Origin of the sequence: uncultured Acidovorax sp., assembly GCF_964021665.1 — a bacterium.
GTDB classification, from domain to species: Bacteria; Pseudomonadota; Gammaproteobacteria; order Burkholderiales; family Burkholderiaceae_C; genus Acidovorax; species Acidovorax temperans.
This window is the reverse complement of the sequence record NZ_CAXIAK010000159.1, coordinates 1-2,730: the sequence shown is the minus strand read 5'-3', so window position 1 is coordinate 2,730 and position 2,730 is coordinate 1. Positions and strand designations below refer to the sequence as shown.

Annotated in this window: 3 protein-coding genes; 2 read left to right on the top strand and 1 reads right to left on the bottom strand. The window is 63.7% G+C overall.

The genetic code is table 11. The annotated features are described in order from the left end of the window. Positions 1 to 442 (top strand): neutral zinc metallopeptidase (locus tag AADJ04_RS17855; protein WP_341240435.1); only part of this gene is annotated, 442 nt, incomplete at its 5' end. Between the two features lie 203 nt (positions 443 to 645). Continuing rightward, positions 646 to 2,139: a DEAD/DEAH box helicase gene (locus AADJ04_RS17850; protein ID WP_044396913.1), complete on the top strand. Its 1,494-nt coding sequence runs from the start codon at positions 646 to 648 to the stop codon at positions 2,137 to 2,139. 115 nt (positions 2,140 to 2,254) lie between these two features. Here AADJ04_RS17850 and AADJ04_RS17845 read toward each other — a convergent pair. Next, positions 2,255 to 2,730 (bottom strand): nitrous oxide reductase accessory protein NosL (locus tag AADJ04_RS17845; protein ID WP_341240434.1); only part of this gene is annotated, 476 nt, incomplete at its 5' end.

Sequence of the window (2,730 nt, the reverse complement as noted above, 5' to 3'; positions counted from 1 at the left end):
GGGCTTTTACGAAACCCTCAAGAGCCGCCTGGGCGCCCCCGGCGACTTTGCCCAGGCCTACGTGATTGCCCATGAAGTGGGGCACCACGTGCAGCACCTGCTCGGCATCACTTCCAAGGTGGACCAGATGCGCGGCCGGGTGAGCCAGAAGGAATACAACGCCATGTCGGTGCGGCTGGAGCTTCAAGCCGATTGCTTTGCTGGCGTGTGGGCGCACCACGCGCAAAACGCACGGCAGATTCTGGAGCAGGGCGATGTGGAAGAGGCCATGAACGCGGCCGCTCGCATTGGCGACGACGCCCTGCAGCGCGCCAGCGGTGGCGCCGTGGTGCCTGACAGCTTCACCCACGGCAGCAGTGCGCAGCGCCAGCGCTGGTTCCACACGGGTTTGAAGCAAGGCTCGGTGCAGGCCTGCGACACGTTTTCTGCTCGCAGCCTCTAAAGCCGCGCTGGGCTCAGGGGTGGGCGGGGTGGCACTGCGTTGATTTTGGATGTAATCAGGCGGTAGCGCTTATCTGAAAAGCGCAAGCAGCTATGTTTTTGATAGCTGTTTGCGCTGCCTTTCACCGCAGCAGCACTTATCCAGCCCCGCCCATCCGGAAAAAAATGCGTTCTTGGGCCTGCAGTGCGACAATAGTGGGCTAAATGACAAGTTCCTTTTCCAATTTATCGCTGGCCGAGCCGCTAGCGCGCGCCGTAGCCGAAATGGGCTACGAATCCATGACGCCCATCCAGGCACAGGCCATTCCCGTCGTGTTGACGGGGCAGGACGTGATGGGCGCGGCCCAAACAGGCACCGGCAAGACGGCAGCCTTTTCGCTGCCCCTGCTGCAGCGCCTGCTCAAGCACGAAAACAGCTCCACCTCACCTGCGCGCCACCCCGTGCGCGCCCTGGTGCTGCTGCCCACGCGCGAACTGGCCGATCAGGTCGCCCAGCAGATCGCCCTGTACGCCAAGTACACCAAGCTGCGCAGCACCGTGGTGTTTGGCGGCATGGACATGAAGCCCCAGACGCTGGAGCTGAAAAAAGGCGTTGAAGTGCTGGTGGCCACCCCCGGCCGCCTGCTCGACCACATCGAAGCCAAGAACGCTGTGCTCAACCAGGTGGAGTACGTGGTGCTCGACGAGGCCGACCGCATGCTGGACATCGGCTTTTTGCCAGACCTGCAGCGCATCCTGTCGTACCTGCCCAAGCAGCGCACCACGCTGCTCTTCAGCGCCACGTTCTCGCCTGAGATCAAGCGCCTGGCCAGCAGTTACCTGCAAAACCCCATCACCATCGAAGTGGCACGCCCGAACGAGACGGCCTCTACGGTGGAGCAGCGCTTTTACAGCGCAGGCGATGATGACAAGCGCCGCGCCATCCACCAGGTGCTCAAAACCCGTGGCATCAAGCAGGCGTTCATCTTTGTGAACAGCAAGCTCGGCTGTGGCCGCCTGGCCCGCAGCCTGGAGCGCGAAGGCCTCAAGACCGCAGCCCTGCACGGTGACAAGAGCCAGGATGAGCGCCTGAAAGCGCTGGAAGCCTTCAAACAGGGCGAAGTGGATCTGCTGGTGTGTACCGATGTGGCCGCGCGTGGTCTGGACATCAAGGACGTGCCTGCCGTGTTCAACTTCGATGTGCCCTTCAATGCCGAAGACTACGTGCACCGCATTGGCCGCACCGGCCGCGCTGGCGCGTCTGGCTTGGCTGTGACGCTGGTGTCGGGCAGTGATGCCCGCCTGGTGGGCGACATTGAAAAGCTCATCAAGAAGAAGATCGAGCTGGAAGCTATCGAATACGACGATGACCGCCCCAAGGAACGTATCAACGACGGCCGCCGCGCATGGCGCGAAGGAGCGGATTCGAATGACCCGCGCAGCGCAGGCTCTGCCCACCGCCGCGAGGCGCGCGAACCCCGTGAACCGCGCGAGGGCCGCGAACCCCGTGACTACCGTGGCTTCCGCCCTGCCACGGTGTCGCGTGACCCGTTCTTTGCCAAGCCTTACGAGCCCAGCGTCTCTGACGCAGCACCCGCTTGGGAAGCTGCTGCCAAGGTGCCCGCGCGCAGCGGCATTTCGGCCAACATCAAGCCCAAGCGCAAGGTCGCGGCACTGTTCAAGGCGGTTCCGGCCACCGAGCCCACCAGCCAGTCGTGATGCAAAAACGCCCCTGTTGAGGGGCGTTTTTTATGGGTAAATCGAACTCCAGCGCTTGCTGGATAAGCGCTGGCAGCTATTGAAAAGATAGCGAAGCGCTCTACTTTCTTGATCGTCAGTGTGCGTGTTGCCCGTTGCCACTGCGGCGCTGTGGTGCCAGGCTGGTGAGCAGGGGCGCGTCGATGGCGTCAAAACCCAGAATCCGCCCCCCGCGTGCCTGCACAAAGCGCTGGGCAGCGGCGTGGTCTGCAAAGGCAGGCAGGTTGCCCGCCCGCATGGGCCCCAGGGCTGAGGAGCCAGCCACATACACCGCTTGCTGCGCATCCACCCAGGCCTCACTGTCCATGTCGGTGACATAGCGGGCCACGATGGCGCTGGCCGTGCGGCCGCGCGTGTAGTGCCCCACGTTGCCCAGGTACATCATCAGGCTCAGGGGGGAGTCGAAAAAGAACGCGTCCCCGTCGGCAAAGATGACCTGCCCTGCCCAGACGCGCGAGCGAGCGGGGTACATGCCGCACACCGGGCAGCGGGCGTCTGCGGGCACATCGCGCGCTGCCGCCAAAGGCTTGCCGGAAGCCGGGTCATACGGCG